We start from the raw sequence: 18,554 nt of genomic DNA, 5'->3' as shown, positions 1-18,554 counted from the left end.
GCCTTATGTTTTAATTTTATAAAATTGTATATTTACTTGATTTAATTTTAAATAAAAGCCAATAAAAATTAATTATTGGCCTTATGTATTATTAAAAAGTTACAGGTTCAAAAGGAATATCTAAACTAATAGCAACTGGTTCATTAGTTAATTTACCATCATAAGTATTAAGTCCATTTAATAAATGTTTATCATCTGCTAATGCTTTTTCTAAACCTTTATTTGCAATATTTAATCCATGTCTCAATGTAGTTGCAGTTAAAGCTAATGTAGAAGTTAATGAAACAGCACCAGGCATATTTGCAACACAATAATGAAGAACATCATTTACTACAAATGTAGGGTTATCATGATATGTAGCTTTTGAAGTTTCAAAACAACCACCTTGGTCAATTGCAACATCAACGATTACTGCATTTTTCTTCATAAGTTTTAAATCCTCTTTAGATATAAGTTTTGGAGCCGCTGCACCAGGAATTAAAACTGCACCAATTACTAAGTCTGCTTCTTTAATACATTTAATTAAATTAGTTCTATTAGAAAACAGAGTTGTAACTCTTGAATCAAACAGATCATCATAAAAAGCTAATCTTGAAGCTGAAATATCTAGTACAGTTACATTAGCACCAAGTCCAACTGCCATCTTACAAGCATTTAATCCAACAATTCCACCACCTATAATTACTACATTTCCTCTTTTTACACCTGGCACACCACCTAATAAAACACCTCTTCCACCAAATGGTTTTTCAAGGTATTTTGCACCCTCTTGAGTTGCTAAACGTCCAGCTATTTCACTCATAGGAGTTAAACAAGGTAATCCACCTTCAGGAGATGTAATAGTTTCATAAGCAATAGCTTTAACTTTTTTAGCTAGTAAAGCTTGGGCTTGTGGTTTATCTGCTGCTATATGTAAATATGTATATAAAATTTGTCCTTCATGAAAAAAATCATACTCTTCGGGTAATGGTTCTTTAACTTTTACAATCATATCACTATCATCAAAAAGTTTTTTCTTATCCTCTACAATAATTCCACCAGACTCTACATACTCAGAATCTTCAAACCCTGCACCAACACCTGCATTTTTTTCTACATATACTGTATGTCCATTTCTAACATAAGCATCTACACAATCAGGAGTTAATCCTACTCTATATTCATGTACTTTAATTTCTTTTACTAATCCAATTTTCATTATTATCTCCTATTTTTATTTAATTAAATTAAATTTTAGCATATTTTATTGAAATATAATTTAATTTTATTAAATAATTTGAATATTTTATAGACAATATTTAATTTTATTAAAGTTAATCTATATTTTGTTAAACTTACACATGATTAAAAAAGGGTTTTGATGGAAAATAGTTTTAATGTAGGTATAAAAATAAAAGAATTACGCAGTAATAAAAATATGAGTGCAAAAGATTTAGCCTTACAAGCTAAAATTTCTGTTGGTATGTTATCACAGTTAGAAAACGGATCGACTCAAGGTTCAGTAGAAACTTTAAGAAAAATTGCTCGTGTATTGGATACAACTTTAGCTCAACTATTTACAGATGAAGACAACCTAGAAATAAAATGTACAAATGACGACTCATTATATGTTGTAAAAAAAGATAATAGAAAAAAAATATCTTTTCCTGACCCTTTATATAATTGTGAACTTTTAGTTCCTGATTTACAAGGAGATATAGAATTTGTACTTGTTAATTTAGAACCAAATAGAATTACAAATGAGATTATTCCACATACAAAAGGTGGAGAAGAGTGTAACTATGTTTTAAAAGGTGAAATAGTTGTTACACTAAATGATAAAGAGTTTAATCTAAAAAAAGGTGACTGCATTAGATTCAATCCAGAGATACCTCATAAAATTGAAAATAGAAGTTCTAAAAAAGCTTCGTATATTTCTGCAATTACACCTGTTTCTTTTTAAACTATAGTTTTATTTTTGAAAATCTTTTATCATTTGTAAAAGTTCTGATTCATTAGAAGAGACTCTTAATCCTTCTTTTTTAACTTTTCCGGTATTTAAATCTTCAAGTGTTTCCATCGCTTTTTCTATTCTATCAAGAAAACTAGATTCCTCTGTAGTATTTGCTTTTTTTAAATTAGGATCTTCAGCTTTTTCTATAGCTTGTCCTAATATTCCCTTTTTTAGAGCTTGTATTTCTTTTTCGATATTAGAGAGTATTTTTTCTATCTCATCTTCTGAATAATTACCTTCTTCTATTTTCTCTTTTAATTCTCTTAATAGTTCTTGTAATTTATTATATTCATCAACCGTCATACCAGTTTTCATTAAAGAGATAATATCAGCAAGTAAGTCATCTAATGTTTTCTCTAACTTTATATTTTCTTTATCTTCATTCTGTGTGAGTATATTTTGGAATGAAGTACTTTTAGAGTTAGATACCTCTTCTTTATTTACTTTTTCTAACAAACCTATAGATTGAGATTCTATATTTGATGATACTTTCAAGATTCTTCCTTTAATAATAAATACTTATAGATAAATAATATTATTAAATATATTTATAAAAAGAGATTAAAGAAATCTCTTTTTATGAATTAATCAATCATTTCAAAAGCGTCATTTATATTTGTTGCTTTTTTTACAGTTATTAAAAACATTGCTGCATTTAGTTTTGCTAGTTTTTCTAATTCATCACTTGGATTTTTAACCATAGCAATAGATTCTTCAATTGAAATTGGGTTTACTGACCTTACATACTTAATCCCAAAATATTCAGGATCAACTATATGTTCATTAATCTCTCCATTATCTTTTATCCAATATTTAGCTTTTGTGAAAATTTCAGGTGCACCTTCATTTCCTTTTACAATAACTAGATTTTTATAATTAGGACCAAAAAGTGTATGATACTTCTCTACATATGGTTTATGAAATGCTGCATTAATTGCATATTCTGAATTTCCAGGATTTAAAAGTTTTTCAACAGTATTAAAAGCCGTTCTTAATCCTAAAATATTTCTAAGTTTTGTTAAAGCACTTAATTCTTTAAAATATTCTGCTCTATCAAAATAATGAATATTATCATCAAAACCTATAGTATCATGTAATTGCTTTACAGTTAAACCAGCTTTCGCAGGTTGTAATTCATCTCCACTTACAACTAAATTTAAATCAAACTTTTTTAAATACTTACCAATCAATGGTAATAAATAAGGAAAATCAGACTTTCCATCAAATGCATAACCTAGCTCAATTGAGTTTTTGATTGTTTTTCTCTTTACATATCTATCACATACTTCAAAAGTAGCTCTTAACTCATCAGCTGTTTCAAGTCTTACCCTCCAGCCTAATAAAAATGCTGCTATTTGTTCACTTGGAACACTTTGATTTAGAATAGATTCAATTGCATCATCAACTTCAACTTTATCTAGCTCTCTGTTTGATTTAGGTCCAGTTCCTACTGCTCTTATATAATTAAAAAAGTCCATATTATTCCCGTATTTTAAAATTGAATGGTTATTTACCAGATAGAATTCTATCATAAACTAGCATAAAAAGATGGTTTCAGAGTAAATAGGACTCTTTATGTCTTATATTAAACTTAAATAAATTGACTAGGGTCAAAGATTATGTTTAGTCAAAGTGATAAAATTGTTCTTGAATTTCAAATAAGGAGAAATATATGGCACTTTCAAGAAGAGAATTTCTTAAAAGTTCAGCAGCAGCTTCTGCGGCAGCTGCGGTTGGAATGAACGTACCTACTGAGCTACAAGCAGCGGCTAAAAACGCTGAAGGTGGTTGGAGATGGGATAAGGCAGCTTGTCGATTCTGTGGTACTGGTTGTGGGATTATGCTTGCAACAAAAAATGGTAAGATTGTTGCGGTTAAAGGTGACCCAGCAGCTCCAGTTAATAGAGGGCTTAACTGTATTAAAGGTTACTTCAATGCGAAAATTATGTATGGTGCAGATAGATTAAAGCAACCATTATTAAGAATGGGCGCTGATGGTAAATTTGATAAAAATGGTAAATTTGCTCCAGTTTCTTGGAAAAGAGCTTTTGATGAAATGGAATTTCATGCTAAAAAAGCTTTCAATGAAAATGGTCCTGAGTCTGTAGCAGTATTTGCTTCTGGTCAATACACTATCCAAGAAGGTTATGCAGCACAAAAAATGATGAAAGCTGGATTTAGATCAAATGCAATCGATCCAAATGCTAGACACTGTATGGCATCTGCGGTTGTTGGTTTCTATCAAACATTTGGTATTGATGAGCCTTCTGGTTGTTATGATGACATTGAGTTAACTGATACAATCATTTCATGGGGTTCAAATATGGCTGAAATGCACCCTATTTTATGGTCAAGAGTTACAGATAGAAAATTATCTGATCCTAAAAATGTAAAAGTAATTAACTTATCTACATATAGACATAGAACTTCAGATTTAGCTGATATTGAAATTATTTTCAAACCTAACTCTGATTTAGCTTTATGGAACTACATTGCAAGAGAGATTGTATTTAATAACCCTAATTCAATTGATTGGGATTTTGTTAATAAACATATCGTATTTGCAGCGGCGAACACAAATATCGGTTACGGTATGAGAAAAGCTAATGAAAAATCTATGGATAAATATACAGCTAAAGAAAAAGAAATTATGGCTAAAGAAATGAGTAAAATCGTTTCTGAAGATGAAGCTCCAGCATTAGCACCTTACGGATATAAAGCTGGTGATAAAATGGTTATGAATAAGCCAGGACTTCCTCATTGGCAAATTCCTTTCGAAGAATATAAAAAATCTTTAGAGCCTTACACAGCTGAGTATGTAACTAAGATTTCTAAAGGTAACCCAGATGAGTCTGATGCTGAGTTTATGAAAAAAATCAAAACTATGGCTGACTTATATATTGAAAAATCAAGAAAAGTTGTTTCTTTCTGGACTATGGGTATGAACCAACATACAAGAGGTACTTGGTGTAATACATTAGCATATAATGTTCACTTCTTACTAAATAAACAAGCTAAACCAGGTTCGGGAGCATTCTCATTAACTGGTCAACCATCTGCTTGTGGTACGGCAAGAGAAGTTGGTACATTTACACATAGATTACCAGCAGATATGATGATTAAAAACCCTAAACATAGAGCAATATGTGAAAAAGCATGGGGAGTTCCAGCTGGTACTATTAATGCTCAACAAGGTCAACACATCATGAAAATCCATAGAGATATTGAAGATGGTCATGTTAAATTTGCATGGGTAAATGTTTGTAACCCTTATATGGATACAGCATCTGCATCTCATTGGATTAAAGCTGCAAGAGAAATGGATAACTTCATCGTTTGTTCTGATGGATACCCAGGGATCTCTGCAAAAGTTTCTGACTTAATTTTACCAACAGCTATGATTTATGAAAAATGGGGAGCTTATGGTAATGCGGAAAGAAGAACTCAACATTGGAGACAACAAGTTGAACCTATAGGTGAATCTATGTCTGATACATGGCAATGGGTAGAATTTGCAAAAAGATTTACTGTTAAAGATCTATGGATGAAAGATGTTAAAGTCGCTTGGGGTAAAAAGACTCTTAAAGGTATTTCTGCTGATGCTGTTAAAGCTGCAGGATATACTCCAGATACAACTATGTATGAAATTCTATTTGCAAATGATAGAGCAAAATCATACAAATTAAGTCAAGATGATCCTATCCAAGCAGGATACGATAATACTGAAGGTTTTGGAGATTCAAGAAATGTTATGGGATCTGATGGTAAACCATGGAAAGGTTACGGATTCTTTATCCAAAAATACTTATTTGAAGAATATGCTGATTTCGGTAGAGGTCATGCTCACGATTTAGCTGACTTTGATACTTACCATAGAGTAAGAGGTCTTAAATGGCCAGTAGTTGATGGAAAAGAAACACAATGGAGATTTAATGCTAAATACGATCCATATGCTAAAAAAGCAAATACTGGTGATTTCGCATTCTATGGACCATTCTTAAAAGCACAACCTACTGGTACATTAAGAGGTGTGACTAATAAGAAAAAGAACCCTATTCCAAATAAAGCGAAAATTTTCGCTAGACCATATATGGATGCACCTGAAATGCCAGATACTGAATATCCAGTATGGTTATCAACAGGTAGAGTGTTAGAGCACTGGCATTCAGGAACTATGACTATGCAAGTTCCAGAATTATACAGAGCTGTACCAGAAGCATTATGTTACATTCATCCTGCTGATGCTAAGAAATATGGTGTTTCACAAGGTGCTCTTTGTTGGGTTGAGTCAAGAAGAGGAAAAGTAAAAGCTAGAGTTGAAACTAGAGGAAGAAATAGACCTTCTAAAGGGTTAGTATTCGTTCCATGGTTCGATGAAAACGTATTTATTAATAAAGTTTGTGCGGATTATACTTGTCCATTATCAAAACAAACTGACTTTAAAAAATGTGCGGTAAAAATTTATAAAGCATAATTAATGGGGGTATATTGTCTTGAGCAATATAAATCCTCATGAAAAGAAACAAAAGTTGAAAAAAGAAATGAAAAGCGGTGTAACTAAAAAAGAACCTATTAGCAGCAGAAGAAGATTCTTCTTAGATATGGCAAGAGCAGTTGGTCTTGCCACTCTAGGTGGTCTTACTTGGAGTGCTTATGTAGATGAAGTATCTGCATCAAAGTTAACTCTAAGACCTCCAGGAGCTCTAAAAGAAGAAGATTTTTTAGCAACTTGTATTAAATGTGGTATGTGTGTAGAAGCCTGCCCATTTGATACATTGATGCTTGCAAAACCAGGGGAAAACAAACCTTTAGGAACACCTTATTTCATTCCAAGAGAAATTCCGTGTTATATGTGTCCTGATATCCCTTGTGTTCCTGTATGTCCTACAGGAGCACTGGATATTAAGAGCTTAAAAAGTGAAAAAAAAGAATTAGATATCAATGAAGCTGATATGGGTCTAGCTGTTGTTGATGCTGAAAATTGTATAGCATTTTGGGGTATTCAATGTGATGCTTGTTATAGAGCATGTCCAATCTTAGGAGAGGCAATTACTATTGAATATTCTAAAAATGAAAGAACTGGAAAACATGCCTTTATGAAACCAATTGTACATGCAAATGCTTGTACAGGTTGTGGTCTTTGTGAAAGAGCTTGTGTGACAGAGAAAGCCGCAATTTTTGTTCTACCTAGAGAAGTAGCATTGGGTAAAGCTGGTGATTACTATATCAAAGGCTGGGATAAAAATGATGAAAAGCGTCTTGAAAATACAAATTCAGAACATTTAAAACAGAAAAAAGACAGTAAGTCTGTACTTGATTCTTTAAATAGTGGTATGGAAGGTTTATACTAATGAAAACATTAATATATAAACACAGATATCTTATTTTAAGAAGATTCACACAGGTTTTAGTTATGGCTTTATACATAATTGCAAATGTTTATGGAATAAATATTTTAATGGGGAACTTAAGTTCTTCAATGTTTTTAGGACTTATTCCGTTAAGTGATCCTTATGCAGTATTACAAATGTTTTCTGCAGGAGCGATACTTACATTTGACATTATAATTGGTGCTCTAATAATTATGACTTTTTATGCAATTGTAGGTGGTAGAGTTTTTTGTTCTTGGGTTTGTCCTGTAAATATGATTACAGATTTAGCAAACTATTTACGAAGAACTTTTGGTTTTAATCAAATTCAAAAGAAGCAGCCTGCTTCAAGAAATATAAGATATTGGGTAATAGGACTTAGTCTTATAATATCTTTTGTTTTAGGCATCACTGCATTTGAATTTATATCACCAATCTCAATGATGCACAGAGGTATAATATTTGGACTAGGTCTTGGTTGGGCAGCAATGCTTGTAATATTTCTTTTTGACCTTTTTGTTTTAAAAAATGGCTGGTGTGGTCATATTTGCCCACTTGGTGGATTTTATTCACTAGTAGGTAGATTTAGTTTAATAAGAGTAAAACATGATGCAGACAAATGTACAGCATGTATGGAATGTAAAGAAGTTTGTCCAGAAATGCAAGTTTTACATATGGTAACAAAAGAGTCAATCCCTGTATTATCAGGAGAATGTACAAATTGTGCTAGATGTATAGAAGTATGCGACGATGATGCTCTTATTTTTTCAATAAGAAATAAAAATAATGGAGAAAAAAATGAAATTAACTAATATGGCTTTAGGACTTTTTGCAGCAGCGACAGTTTTCATGGTAGGTTGTTCAGCAACTCAATCTATGAGCGAAGAGTCTTTAGGTTTAAGAAATACAAGTTTATATTCTGAAGCAGATGCTATGCCTGTTAAAACAGAATATAGTAAGAAAGCAGCAGGAGAGAGTAAACTAATTGCAAGAGCATTCGAAAATGCTCCTCCAATGATTCCTCATACTGTTGATGGAATGTTACCAATTACAATTAACAACAATGCTTGTACTGGTTGTCACGTACCAGGTGTTGCAGAATCAATGAATGCAACTGCTATTCCAAAATCACACTTTACAAACTTTAGACCTGATACGTCTTTAGCTAAAAATGGTATGATTACAAAAGAAGGAAAAATGGTTGCAAATACAAGTGATTTTAAAGTTATTGGTAAACCAACTAGTAAATTATCTGGAACAAGATTCAATTGTTCTCAATGTCATGCTCCACAATCTATGTCTGAAGCTCCTAAAAATGAGTTTGAAGTAGACTTTAGAGCTGATAGTCATGTAAAAAAATCTAATCTTATTGATAATATCAATGAGGGTGTAGATACACTTAAATAGTTATGGAAAGAAGAGAGCTTTTTAGCTCTCTTGCTTCTTCATTTAATAAAGAAGCAAGAGAAGAATCAAAATCACAAAGTCTAATAAGACCTCCATATTTTAAGGATGAATCTGATTTTCACAAAGAATGTATTAACTGTGATGGTAAATGTAGTAATTTTTGTGAAGAACATATTATAGTAATAGGTGAAGACAAAACACCTTTTTTAGATTTTACGAATAGTGGTTGTACATATTGTGATGAGTGTGCAAATGCTTGTGAATATGAAGTTCTAAATCTAGAAGATAAAAAGCAAATCAATGCTAAAATAAGTATTGATATAATAAAATGTTTAAGTTGGAATCAAACAATGTGTTTTTCTTGTAAAGATCCCTGTTTAGATGATGCTATTGAATTTCTAGGAATGTTTAGACCAGAAATAATTGATGATAAATGTACAGCATGTGGTTTTTGTATTAAAGCCTGTCCAACACAAGCAATAGATATAAAAATTATAGAACAAGGTTGAATATGAAACTTTTAATAAGTTTACTTTTTAGTTTTTCACTACTTTTCTCACAAAATCTAAAACCTACACAAACATATCTTGCAAGTGGAGGAGTAACAGATTTAGTTTTAAAAGAAAATCTCTTATATATTTCTACAGATGCAAGTCTTGTAGATATTTTTGATGTTTCTAGTTCTGAACTTGTAAATAGTATTAAAATTCCTCAAATCAAAGATTTCATAGGTGATTTAATAAATACAAAGATTTATTCTGTTGATGTAATGAAAAATAAAGTAATTCTGGTTGCTCAAGGAGAAAAAGGTTTTAGAAATATTTATGAATATTCTAATAATAAATTAACTCCAATTATTACAATTGATAAGAAGATGTATATTGCAAAAGCAAAATATCTAAATGAAGATTTAATTATATTAGGTCTTCTTAGTAACCAAATATTTGTATATAATTTAAAAGAAAAGAAATTTGTATGGGAAGTACAAGCATCTCAATCAAAGTTTTCTAACTTTGTATTAAATGAAGATAAATCAAAAGTTATTATTGCAGATGAGAGTGGTAGTTTAAAGCAACTTAATACAAAAAATGGAAAAGTTGAAAAGATTTATTCAGGATTAAATGTTGATAATGTCTTTCAAGTTGATATAAAAAAAGAGATTATCATAACAGCAGGTCAAGATAGAAGATGTGCTATTTATCAAAAATATAATCAATATTATAAAAAAGCAGATTTTTTAATTTATAGTGTAGGATTAAGTCCAAGTGGAAAACTTGCAGGTTTTGCAAATAATGAAGATAACGATATCACAATTTTTAATACAAAATCGAAAAAAGAGTTATATACTTTAAAAGGTCATAAGATGACTTTGACTAATATACTTTTTAAAAATGAAAATGAATTATATAGTTCAAGTGATGACAATGAAGTATATTATTGGAAATTAAAATAAGGAAATATAAATGAACGTATCAAGTATAGTAATACAAACATTACCAGAATATTTAGAAGAAGTTGTAGAGAATTTAAAAAATAGTGATGTATGTGATTATCATTTACATGATGAAATTGGAAGAATTATTGTAACAATTGAAGGCGAAGGTGTATCAGAAGAGTTAAAAAAATTAAAAGTTATTGAAGCTATCCCACATGTAATTAGTGCAGATATGCAAATGGCCTACAGTGAAGATGAATTAGATGATCATATGGATGTATTAGATAATGCTGATGCAGTACCTCATATGTTACATGATGATGATTTAAAACCAGAAGATGTAATCTATAATGGTGATTTAAAGAAAAAAGATTTAGAAAGTTTTGCGAAACAATTTGATAAAACAGGAAAGTAACATGGAATACAATCAAAGTAGCTTTTTATGTGAAACAATCGTTCCTAAAAATGAATTGATTGTTTCAAGAACAGATTTAAAAGGAACTATTACTTATGCGAATGAAACATTCGCAAGTATTAGTGGTTATGAAGTTGATGAACTAATTGGTAAAACTCATAATTGTGTAAGACATCCTGATATGCCAAAAGCCGTTTTCAAAGAGTTATGGAGTAGCTTAGAGACTAAAGGTAGATGGTCTGGATTTGTAAAAAACATAAGGAAAGACTTTGGTTTTTATTGGGTTTATGCGGAAGTATCTGGGGTATATAAAGATGACCAGTTAGTAGAATATAAATCAATTAGAACTCCTATCTCATTTAATGATAAGATGTATTATCAAGAAAAATATGATGAAATGAAAAATAAAGAAGGTGAACTAGTAAGGAAAATTTCTTATGAACCTTATACTTCTTAACAAATAATCTACAAAACATCCACAAAAATATAGTAGAATAGTTCTATGAAAAAAGCTATTCTATTATTAATTTTAACATTAACACAACTATTTTCTTATAATACAAATGTAAAAGCAGCATATGCAATAGGTATATTTGATGAAAGTGGTAATGGTGAAAATGTACAACATGTAAGAAAAACAAAACATGATTATAATAATACTTGCTATACAAAAGTCTTTGTAGTAGGTACTTTCTTTAAATTAAAACCTGATGTATATATAGGAAACTCTAAAGGACACTTTCAAAGCTCAAAATCCATATACAACAAAAGAAAAATAAAAATAGGAGAAGTTCTTACATATAAACATCATGCAGTTACAAAAGGCTATTTTAAAGTTCTTTTTAGAAATAAACTTTATGATACAAAAGTTTTTGTGAAATAGGACTTTTTTTGACCTATATCATTTTTATTAAGATTAAAAACTTATATAATTTCCATACAAAGAAGTTTTAACTATATTATCTCTCTCCTAACTAATTTAATATAATTAATAAAAACTTCTTTTAGAAAAAAATATTGAGCTTTTAAATGTAAAATAGAAACCATATTCTATTTTACATTTATTCTATCCTTCTTCACATAGACAACTTCAATAATTAATAATAAAAGAAAATGAAAAAAACTCATATCATAATAAGTCATCCAAATAATTCAAATGAACTATTTAAAAAGTTATGGGAAACCCAAAAGGCTAATATAAAGTAAAATAGGGAATCCCTATTTTACATATATTTTTTAAGAACTTCAGGAATTGTAATACTTCCATCTTCATTTTGATAATTTTCCATGATAGCTAGTAATGTTCTCCCTACAGCTAAAGATGAACCATTTAAGGTATGAGTCAAGATATTTTTCTTACCCTCTTTATATCTAATTTTAGCCCGTCTAGATTGGAACTCTCTAGTATTAGAAATAGAAGAAATTTCTCTATATTTATTTTGACCAGGAAGCCAAACTTCTAAGTCAATAGTTGTAGCAGCACTAAATCCTAAATCACCTGTACATAATTGAACTTTTTGATGTGATAAACCTAATGAAGTTAATAAATCACTTGCACAAGCAACCATTTTTTCAAATACCTCAGTAGATTGTTCTGGTTTTGTAATTGCTACCATTTCAACTTTATCAAATTGATGTTGTCTTATTAGTCCTCTTGTATCTCTACCAGCACTTCCAGCTTCTTTTCTAAAACAAGGAGTATAAGAAGTTAACATTAAAGGTAATTCATCTGAACTTAAAATCTCATCATTATAAAGATTAGTTAAAGATACCTCAGCTGTTGGAATAAGGTATAAATCTTCACCTTCAATTTTAAATAAATCATCTTCAAATTTTGGTAATTGACCAGTCCCTTGAAGTGTATTTGAGTTTGCCATAAATGGAACATACCACTCTTCAAAACCTCTTTGTCTATTAAAATCTAGCATATAATTAATTAATGCTCTTTCCATTCTAGCTGCATCACCTTTAAGTGCGGCAAATCTAGACTTAGCTAGTTTTACACCTCTTTCAAAGTCAATCCATCCGTTATCTAAATCCCAGTGCTCTTTTGGTTCAAAAGAAAATTCTGGTTTTTTACCAATAGTTTCTAATACTACATTTTCTTCTTCATCCACCCCATCTGGAACATTTTCATCGGGTAAATTTGGAACACCAAGTGCAATTGAAGTTAATTTCTCTTCTAATACTCTAACTTCATCTTCCAATGCTTGCTTAGTTGATTTAAGTTCATTAATATTAGCTTGTAAAGGAGCGATATCAAGACCTTCTTTCTTATATCTTCCAAACTCTTTTGATAACTTATTTTGCTCAGCTGTAACATTTTCCATCTCTTGTCTTTTGAGCTTTGTATCTTGTGCTAAAGCTTTTAAATCATCTAATGTTTCTTGCTCAACGCCCTTTCTTTTTAAGGCAGTAGCAATATTTTCAAAATCTTTTTGTAGTTCTCTTACATCAATCATTTTAATCTTTCTTCTAAATTTTTGGCAATTATATCTAAAGTTTACTTTTTAGTATTTTATAATAAAGTTTGTAATAGAGTATGTTATTATTACATTATGAAAGTTTTACTAATGAAATACAGATTTTTTACAGTTACGGTTCCTATTATTCTATTAGTTGTTGGCGCTTTTTATTTTACAGCCCAATTTATTCAACCTAGTCCTAAAAAAGAGATTACTATTGCTACAGGTTCAAAGACTGGTAATTATTATAAAACAGCTCTTGAATATAAAAGGCTTCTTGAACAAGATAAAGTAAAAGTAAATATTATAACCTCTGCTGGTTCAATTGAAAATATAAAACTTCTCCAAGAAAATAAAGCAGACATAGCTTTTTTACAAAATGGAACAATTACAAATGAAGAAGCAAAAGGTGCAAAATCACTTGCTTCAATTTATTATGAACCTTTATGGGTTTTCTATAAAAATGATGGTTATCCTGTAGATTATATAATTCAACTTATAAGTAAAAAGATTTCTATAGGAAAAGTTGGAAGTGGGACAAGAGATTTAGCACAGGATATCTTAAAAGATAATGGAATAACTACTGAAAACTCTACTATATTAGAATACTCTACAAGTGAGGCAAAAGAAGCACTTTTAAAAAATGAAATTGATGCCATGTTTGTAGTATCATCACATAAATCACAAACAGTAAAAGAATTGCTTGCAAATCCAAATATAAATGTACTAAGTTTTAAACGTGCACGGGCATATAGTAGAAAATATACTTTTTTAGAAGCACTTACTTTATATGAAGGAACACTAGATTTATACAGAAATCTTCCAGATGAAAATATCAATTTACTTGCAACTACAGCGAACCTAGCAGTAAGAGATGACTTCTCAGAAGAACTTACAAGATTAGTTTTAAAAAAAGTTGTTGAAGTACATAATAAAAAAGGACTTTTTGCAAAAGCTGATCAATTTCCAAATAGTTTCAATATGAAATTAGATTTAAGTGAAGAAGCCCAAAGATATTTTGAATATGGAGATACTTTTTTAGAAAAAATCTTTCCTTATTGGATTGCGTCAAATATTGATAGACTAAAGATTTTGCTTATTCCTCTTTTAACACTTTTATTTCCGTTATTTAAAGGGGTTTTCCCTTTATATAACTGGTCGATGCGTTCTAAAATATATAGATGGTATGATGAAATTAGAGAAATAGATAATCAATTAGAAGAAACAGAAAAAATAAACTTAAAAGAAGAGTTAGAAAAACTTGAGAAATTAAGATGTGAAATCTCAAAAGAGACAAAAGTTCCTCTTTCTTTTATGGGAGAATACTATAACCTTCAACTTCATATAGACCATGTGAAAAAAAGAGTAGAAAAACTCTTATAAGCACTACTCTTTAACTATCTATTTTAACAACTTTAGATATAATTCCACAAATTAAAGGCTCTAAATGAGCCCTTTAGGATTTTGCTTCTTTTGAGTATTTACTCTTACTACTAAAAAGAAGACCAAAATGAAATGGTTTCCTTTTAATTGGAAACTAATTAAAAGGAATATATTTTGAGAATATTGTCAGGAATTCAACCCTCAGGTACTATCCATATAGGTAACTATTTTGGAATGATTAAAAAAATGATTGAAGCACAAAACGATGGAGAGCTATTTGCTTTTATAGCATCTTATCATGCTCTAACTTCTGTAAAAGATAAAGAGTTTTTAGAAAAAAATATCTTTGAAGCAGCAGTAAACTTTTTAGCACTTGGAATGGATCCAGAAAAATCAACTTTCTGGGTACAAAGTGATGTAAAAGAAGTATTAGAATTATATTGGTTATTATCAAATCATACTTCTATGGGTCTATTAGAACGTGCTCATTCATATAAAGATAAAACTGCAAAAGGTATTCAAGCAAACCATGGATTATTTTCTTATCCAGTTTTAATGGCTGCTGATATTTTATTATATGATTCAAATATAGTTCCTGTTGGAAAAGACCAAATTCAGCATGTTGAAATGACAAGAGATATTGCAACTTCATTTAACAATACATATGGAGAGATTCTTGTAATGCCAGAATCAAAAGTAGATGAAGAGGTAGCAACAGTTCCAGGAACTGATGGAGCTAAAATGTCTAAGTCTTATGGAAATACAATTGATATGTTTGGAACAAAAAAAGGTATCAAAAAACAAGTTATGGGAATAGTAACTGATTCTAAAGAGTTAGATGAAGTTAAAGATCATACTACTTGTAATGTATATAAGCTTTGTGAACTATTTATGAATAATGATGAACTAAAAGATTTACAACAAAGATATGCAACACCAGGTGAAGGTTATGGACATTTTAAATTAACTTTATTAGATAAAATAAATGAACATTTTGAGCCATATGTTCAAAGAAGACAACATTTACTTGATAATCCAAAGGAAGTAAAAGAGATTTTAGATTTTGGAGCAAGTAAAGCAAGAAAAATAGCCTCTGCAAAAATGGATGTTATTAGAAATGCAGTAGGATTATAAGAAGTATATTATGGTTCAAACAGTATATGATATCTGTATCAAAGACGTAGTAAAAATTTCAAATGATAAAACTTTATTTGATGTAATAGAGTTAATGTCAAAAACTAATTTAAGAACTATCGTTGTAGAAGATAAAAAAAATAAAAGATATTATATAGTAACAACAACCAAGCTTTTAGAATTTAAAATTGCAAATATAAACAAAAAAACTATATTAAAAGATTTACCTATAAATGAAAGTAAGGCTTTAGATAAAAATCTAAACCTTCTTACTGTATTAAACTATATAGATTTTAGTGAAGAATATATGGTAATTACTGAATTTGGTAAACTCCTAGGTATTATTTCATATACAGATATTGTAAATAATATTGACCCACAACTTTTAATGGAAAGACAAACAATTTCATCTTTAATACATCAATATAAAGCAATAACAACTGATAAACATAGTTCTACTATACAAGCAATTGAAATCATGAGACAAAATAGCTGTGATGCGATTATTATTACAAATAAAAAACGCCATCCAATAGGAATTTTTACTACAAAAGATTTTATAGATATTATTCATCTTGATAAAGATTTATCAAAACCTATAAAAAAATATATGACTTCTCCTGTAGACACCTTACCAGATGACACTACCATATCAAAAGCTTTAGACTTTATCAAAGAAAAACATTATAAAAGAATAGTTGTAGTTGATGAAGAAAAAAGAGTTTCAGGAATAATTACTCAAAAAGAACTATTAAGAATAGTATATAACAAGTGGATTGAGCTTATTAAAGAAGAAGGTTCTAAAATGTCAAAGACAAATGAGAAGCTTATTCAAACAACAACAGAGCTTAAACAAAAAATATCATTAGATTATTTAACAAAATTAATTAATAGAAATAAATTTGAAGAACTATTAGACAAAGAAATAGAAAGATTTAAAATAGATAACCATTATCTTTTTTCAATACTTATAATTGATATTGATAACTTTAAATCAATAAATGATTCATTTGGGCATCTTTTTGGAGATCATATTTTACAAGAAGTAGCAAGAACACTAACTTTATCTTCAAGAGAAACAGATATTGTTGCAAGATGGGGAGGAGAAGAATTTGTTGTGATTCTTCCTAATACTAATCTAGAGAAAGCAGCAATCACGGCTGAAAAAATAAGAATTTCTATTTTAAATCAACATTTTGAAAAAATAAATAATCTTACTTGTTCATTTGGTGTTGCACATTTTCATAACTCTGATTCAAAAATAGATTTTTTCAAAAGAGCTGATGAAGCTCTTTATCGAGCTAAGGCTCTTGGAAAAAATAGAGTAGAATTAGAACATCTATAAGATTAAACTATTTTAATAACTTCTTGAATATTTTGAGAAATAGCTTCAACTCTTTGTTGCCATAATTTTCCAAACTCTTTTTCTTCTTCTGCTGTTGCAGTTCTTGAAATTGATTTTTGCATTAATTCTCTCATCATAGGACTAGCGCCAATAGAACTTGGGTCATAAATTACATCAACACTTTCATTTGTATCTCTTCGTGTAAATCTAACACTAGAATTTATATCAGATTCAAAAGCCATTAGACTATTTCGTGAAAATAATCCCATGATTCCTTTAAATCCTGTGTTTACTGTTGCCCCTGTTATATTTGTCATAACATTAGCAATAACACCAGCAACACCATCTTCAATTTTTTCAGAATACTCTATTTTAATTTCTCCACGTTTAGGAAGTTCATCTTTATATAAAGCTTTTAATCCTTCAAGTGTCATAAGATATGCACCTAGAACAGTAGGACATGAATGTCCTGCAGTTTTTACAACATCAATGTATGAAAATTCTATAATTCCATCTTCCGTTGCACCTAAAAAGTTAGATAGGTCATCTTTTAATTTTATTTTCTCTATTGTATTAAAAAAATCTGGGTAATTCATAAGTATCTCTTTTTTGATAAATAATACACAAAATTTAATTTATACGCATTGATACGAAACAAGAAATAAATTTTATTTTATAATGCTTTATTAAATCTATAAAAAAGATTAGGTTCACTTACAATAAACAAAGTTCCCTCTTCATCCATTGTAATTCCTTCTGCTTGTGGAACATCTTTCTTTAAACCTAAGAAACCTTTTTCTAAATCTGCAAAACTTACTTGAACACCATCTAGTGAAACCTCTGCTATACTACTTGACTCATCACTTAAAAATAGTAAATGTCTTGAATTATTATCAAAATGTAAACCAGAAAAATCACTCATAAAATGATTTAGAGTTGTAAGTCCATTATCTAAAGATATATTTATTTCCTCTTTTTTCAATAGATTCGATATTTTTATAAGCTCCACTGGAAACTTTTCATTTACTATAAAAAATGTATTTTCAGCTTTATCAAAAGCAATTCCTTCATATCCAAAATTTTTATATGAATTAATTTTTAGAGTGAGTATATTTTGAGTCTCTTTTTTATCTATTTCTTTTGTTTTTTTATCAATACTTAAAAGAAAAACCTCTCCTTTTCTCTCATCCACAATTGCATATGTATTATCATATAAATAAGTTATTCCTTCTGTATCACGGAAACCTTTTAAATTTATTGTTCTTAAAAGTTCACCATTTTTTGTTAATTCAAATATTTTTCTTGGACTATTAGTAATTGCAAAAAGCGTTTTTGTATTTTTATTGTACGTAATGCCAGAAAGATTATCTTCTATACTTTTTATTTTTTTAGCTTCAATATCAACTTCATATTTATCTAAGTTAAGTCTAGTTTGAATACCTTTGAAATCATTTTTAATACTATTTACTTTTGCATAAAGAATATCATTTAAATCTGTTATTGCTAAAAAGATATATAAACCTAATATCATAAGCACTATTTTTTTAATTTTCATATTTTAACCTTTTATCTAAATAAAAGATTACAAAAAAAAGGTGTATATTTGGT

19 protein-coding genes are annotated in these 18,554 nt (G+C 29.3%); 13 read left to right on the top strand and 6 right to left on the bottom strand.

Annotated features, from left to right (window positions below):
- Positions 1-91: 91 nt before the first annotated feature.
- Positions 92-1,198: an alanine dehydrogenase gene (gene ald / locus BT997_RS02985; RefSeq protein ID WP_072679955.1), complete on the bottom strand. Its 1,107-nt coding sequence runs from the start codon at positions 1,196-1,198 to the stop codon at positions 92-94.
- 162 nt (positions 1,199-1,360) lie between these two features.
- On the opposite strand from ald, the gene BT997_RS02980 reads away from it, so the two are divergent.
- On the top strand, positions 1,361-1,942 hold the full coding sequence (locus tag BT997_RS02980) for a helix-turn-helix domain-containing protein (RefSeq protein ID WP_072679954.1): 582 nt from the start codon (positions 1,361-1,363) through the stop codon (positions 1,940-1,942).
- A gap of 9 nt (positions 1,943-1,951) precedes the next feature.
- Here BT997_RS02980 and BT997_RS02975 read toward each other — a convergent pair whose 3' ends face one another.
- The gene (locus tag BT997_RS02975) at positions 1,952-2,488 is read right to left on the bottom strand and encodes a hypothetical protein (RefSeq protein WP_072679953.1); all 537 of its coding nucleotides are present in this window, start codon (positions 2,486-2,488) and stop codon (positions 1,952-1,954) included.
- 89 nt (positions 2,489-2,577) lie between these two features.
- Positions 2,578-3,471 carry a glycosyl transferase gene (locus BT997_RS02970; protein WP_072679952.1) on the bottom strand — a complete coding sequence of 298 codons (894 nt, stop codon included), beginning with the start codon at positions 3,469-3,471 and terminating at the stop codon, positions 2,578-2,580.
- Positions 3,472-3,665: 194 nt separating this feature from the next.
- Between BT997_RS02970 and napA the strand changes: the two genes are divergently transcribed.
- From napA to BT997_RS02925, 9 genes are all read left to right on the top strand, one after another.
- Positions 3,666-6,467, top strand: coding sequence for a nitrate reductase catalytic subunit NapA (gene napA / locus BT997_RS02965; protein ID WP_072679951.1), 2,802 nt, complete (start codon positions 3,666-3,668; stop codon positions 6,465-6,467).
- A 67-nt stretch (positions 6,468-6,534) separates the two neighbouring features.
- Complete coding sequence (gene napG / locus BT997_RS02960) at positions 6,535-7,344, top strand: ferredoxin-type protein NapG (RefSeq protein WP_072680120.1); 810 nt, start codon at positions 6,535-6,537, stop codon at positions 7,342-7,344.
- Entirely contained in the window at positions 7,344-8,174 is an 831-nt protein-coding gene (napH, locus tag BT997_RS02955) for a quinol dehydrogenase ferredoxin subunit NapH (protein WP_072679950.1), read from the top strand. Before napG ends, napH begins: the two co-directional genes overlap by 1 nt.
- Entirely contained in the window at positions 8,161-8,769 is a 609-nt protein-coding gene (locus BT997_RS02950; protein WP_072679949.1) for a nitrate reductase cytochrome c-type subunit, read from the top strand. Before napH ends, BT997_RS02950 begins: the two co-directional genes overlap by 14 nt.
- A gap of 2 nt (positions 8,770-8,771) precedes the next feature.
- Positions 8,772-9,278 (top strand): ferredoxin-type protein NapF, encoded by a 507-nt coding sequence (locus BT997_RS02945; protein WP_072679948.1) that lies wholly within the window; start codon positions 8,772-8,774, stop codon positions 9,276-9,278.
- Between the two features lie 2 nt (positions 9,279-9,280).
- Positions 9,281-10,222, top strand: coding sequence for a WD40 repeat domain-containing protein (locus BT997_RS02940; RefSeq protein ID WP_072679947.1), 942 nt, complete (start codon positions 9,281-9,283; stop codon positions 10,220-10,222).
- A 10-nt stretch (positions 10,223-10,232) separates the two neighbouring features.
- Positions 10,233-10,619: a chaperone NapD gene (locus BT997_RS02935; protein ID WP_072679946.1), complete on the top strand. Its 387-nt coding sequence runs from the start codon at positions 10,233-10,235 to the stop codon at positions 10,617-10,619.
- 1 nt (position 10,620) lies between these two features.
- Positions 10,621-11,076 (top strand): PAS domain-containing protein, encoded by a 456-nt coding sequence (locus BT997_RS02930; RefSeq protein ID WP_072679945.1) that lies wholly within the window; start codon positions 10,621-10,623, stop codon positions 11,074-11,076.
- 45 nt (positions 11,077-11,121) lie between these two features.
- The gene (locus tag BT997_RS02925) at positions 11,122-11,502 is read left to right on the top strand and encodes a hypothetical protein (protein ID WP_072679944.1); all 381 of its coding nucleotides are present in this window, start codon (positions 11,122-11,124) and stop codon (positions 11,500-11,502) included.
- Between the two features lie 340 nt (positions 11,503-11,842).
- Here the strand turns inward: BT997_RS02925 and serS are convergent, their stop codons facing one another.
- Positions 11,843-13,081 (bottom strand): serine--tRNA ligase, encoded by a 1,239-nt coding sequence (serS, locus tag BT997_RS02920; RefSeq protein WP_072679943.1) that lies wholly within the window; start codon positions 13,079-13,081, stop codon positions 11,843-11,845.
- A gap of 111 nt (positions 13,082-13,192) precedes the next feature.
- Here serS and BT997_RS02915 point away from each other — a divergent pair, with 111 nt between their 5' ends.
- From BT997_RS02915 to BT997_RS02905, 3 genes are all read left to right on the top strand, one after another.
- Entirely contained in the window at positions 13,193-14,467 is a 1,275-nt protein-coding gene (locus tag BT997_RS02915; protein ID WP_072679942.1) for a TAXI family TRAP transporter solute-binding subunit, read from the top strand.
- Positions 14,468-14,641: 174 nt separating this feature from the next.
- A complete protein-coding gene (trpS, locus tag BT997_RS02910; protein ID WP_072679941.1) occupies positions 14,642-15,601 on the top strand; it encodes a tryptophan--tRNA ligase in 960 nt (319 codons plus the stop codon).
- Positions 15,602-15,611: 10 nt separating this feature from the next.
- Positions 15,612-16,946, top strand: a complete 1,335-nt coding sequence (locus BT997_RS02905) for a diguanylate cyclase (RefSeq protein WP_072679940.1) — start codon at positions 15,612-15,614, stop codon at positions 16,944-16,946.
- A 2-nt stretch (positions 16,947-16,948) separates the two neighbouring features.
- On the opposite strand, the gene BT997_RS02900 is transcribed toward BT997_RS02905, so the two are convergent.
- Together BT997_RS02900 and BT997_RS02895 are read right to left on the bottom strand one after the other, a co-directional pair.
- Positions 16,949-17,542 (bottom strand): FmdE family protein, encoded by a 594-nt coding sequence (locus BT997_RS02900; protein ID WP_072679939.1) that lies wholly within the window; start codon positions 17,540-17,542, stop codon positions 16,949-16,951.
- A 77-nt stretch (positions 17,543-17,619) separates the two neighbouring features.
- Positions 17,620-18,501, bottom strand: coding sequence for an SdiA-regulated domain-containing protein (locus BT997_RS02895; RefSeq protein WP_072679938.1), 882 nt, complete (start codon positions 18,499-18,501; stop codon positions 17,620-17,622).
- Positions 18,502-18,554: the final 53 nt, after the last annotated feature.

The sequence above is a fragment of the Arcobacter sp. LA11 genome, assembly GCF_001895145.1.
In the GTDB taxonomy this organism is placed as follows: domain Bacteria; phylum Campylobacterota; class Campylobacteria; order Campylobacterales; family Arcobacteraceae; genus Halarcobacter.
This window is presented reverse-complemented; position numbering and strand designations above follow the sequence as displayed.

Bases quoted from the DNA above. Each gene is read 5' to 3' on its own strand.
- BT997_RS02980 (WP_072679954.1), top strand. From the start codon at position 1,361: ATGGAAAATAGTTTTAATGTAGGTATAAAAATAAAAGAATTACGCAGT.
- BT997_RS02915 (WP_072679942.1), top strand. From the start codon at position 13,193: ATGAAATACAGATTTTTTACAGTTACGGTTCCTATTATTCTATTAGTT.
- BT997_RS02925 (WP_072679944.1), top strand. From the start codon at position 11,122: ATGAAAAAAGCTATTCTATTATTAATTTTAACATTAACACAACTATTT.
- BT997_RS02895 (WP_072679938.1), bottom strand. From the start codon at position 18,501: ATGAAAATTAAAAAAATAGTGCTTATGATATTAGGTTTATATATCTTT.
- serS (WP_072679943.1), bottom strand. From the start codon at position 13,081: ATGATTGATGTAAGAGAACTACAAAAAGATTTTGAAAATATTGCTACT.
- napH (WP_072679950.1), top strand. From the start codon at position 7,344: ATGAAAACATTAATATATAAACACAGATATCTTATTTTAAGAAGATTC.
- napA (WP_072679951.1), top strand. From the start codon at position 3,666: ATGGCACTTTCAAGAAGAGAATTTCTTAAAAGTTCAGCAGCAGCTTCT.
- ald (WP_072679955.1), bottom strand. From the start codon at position 1,198: ATGAAAATTGGATTAGTAAAAGAAATTAAAGTACATGAATATAGAGTA.
- BT997_RS02935 (WP_072679946.1), top strand. From the start codon at position 10,233: ATGAACGTATCAAGTATAGTAATACAAACATTACCAGAATATTTAGAA.
- BT997_RS02900 (WP_072679939.1), bottom strand. From the start codon at position 17,542: ATGAATTACCCAGATTTTTTTAATACAATAGAGAAAATAAAATTAAAA.
- BT997_RS02945 (WP_072679948.1), top strand. From the start codon at position 8,772: ATGGAAAGAAGAGAGCTTTTTAGCTCTCTTGCTTCTTCATTTAATAAA.
- BT997_RS02950 (WP_072679949.1), top strand. From the start codon at position 8,161: ATGAAATTAACTAATATGGCTTTAGGACTTTTTGCAGCAGCGACAGTT.
- BT997_RS02940 (WP_072679947.1), top strand. From the start codon at position 9,281: ATGAAACTTTTAATAAGTTTACTTTTTAGTTTTTCACTACTTTTCTCA.
- BT997_RS02930 (WP_072679945.1), top strand. From the start codon at position 10,621: ATGGAATACAATCAAAGTAGCTTTTTATGTGAAACAATCGTTCCTAAA.
- BT997_RS02970 (WP_072679952.1), bottom strand. From the start codon at position 3,471: ATGGACTTTTTTAATTATATAAGAGCAGTAGGAACTGGACCTAAATCA.
- napG (WP_072680120.1), top strand. From the start codon at position 6,535: ATGAAAAGCGGTGTAACTAAAAAAGAACCTATTAGCAGCAGAAGAAGA.
- BT997_RS02905 (WP_072679940.1), top strand. From the start codon at position 15,612: ATGGTTCAAACAGTATATGATATCTGTATCAAAGACGTAGTAAAAATT.